Below are 1083 nucleotides of genomic sequence, written 5' to 3'. Positions count from 1 at the left end.
GAATAATACTACTGGTGTACATAATGCTAAGCAAAATCATACACCAATCACATTGGTTCAATAGATAATCATGGTAATAAATTATTTGAAAGATTATTCCACCAATTATTGCGTATAAGGCACTAAGCAAGATAACCCAAATAAACGATGATTTAGCAGATTGCGTTTTAATCCTCATTAGATCCCTCTTATACAATAGTTTTTCTTTTTTACCATATATTAGGATAAAGTGTCCGTATTACTTATATGGGGTGGCAATCTCTGCCCCCCATTCCTCTGGATTAACATCTCCGATGTGCTTCGCGAAGATCCATTGATGACCTTCGAGATCAACGGCTACATACTGTTGTTCACCGTATTCCGTTAGATTTAACTCTTCTAAGATACGTGCATTAGCCTTCTTGGCAATCTGATAATGCGACTCGATGTCCTCGACGAATATCATGAGAGTCTGTGTTAACCCGCCGAGTTTAGAAGGACTGGATGCCGATCCGCCAGGACTTTTGAGCATGATCCAAACATCTCTTAAATGAAGCAATGCCCCATGGAGCCTCCCATCGGGAAGCTTGAAGTTGTAGTGTTCTACAAAACCAAAGGTTTTTCCAAGCCATGCTGATGCTGCGGCGACATCCTCGTAAAACACGTGGGGAAGTAAAGTGTCCATAGGAACTGAGCGATTATACACTTGAATAACACCTCCGCGTATGAAAAGTTGTTCTTCTCAGTGTATCCACAGTTGAATGAATTTGTAAAGTTGCTGCTATTCTCTTCTAGATAAAAGTTGGCTGTTGCTCAAACCTGCCCTATAGCTTAATGAGGATGTCACTCGTTTTGCGGTGGCATCCTCATTTTGCAATTTATTGAAGTAACTATAGTTCTTACGTTAGTTGAATGCCAATCCCATTCCGAGTAATGGTGATWWTTATGCCCTGTTAGAGCCTCGTGAACGTGATGTAATCGACTTGGACTGGCTCTGCAAATTCGATCCGAAGTGCCCGGTTGATCTGTCCCCAGTGATATTGCCCATGTAAGAGGACCTGCAACAGGATGTCCCGGACGGACGTTCGGAACGGAACCCCGCTC

1 protein-coding gene is annotated in these 1083 nt (G+C 42.5%); it reads right to left on the bottom strand.

Translation table 11 applies throughout. The features are described from left to right. Positions 1-238: 238 nt before the first annotated feature. A complete protein-coding gene (locus tag AC1DVJ_RS31115) occupies positions 239-685 on the bottom strand; it encodes a VOC family protein (protein ID WP_477596814.1) in 447 nt (148 codons plus the stop codon). Positions 686-1083 lie beyond the last annotated feature (398 nt).

The organism is Paenibacillus sp. P4_A9, assembly GCF_056402415.1.
Note: the sequence above shows the minus strand (reverse complement) of the source record. Positions and strands in the feature narration are given on the sequence as shown.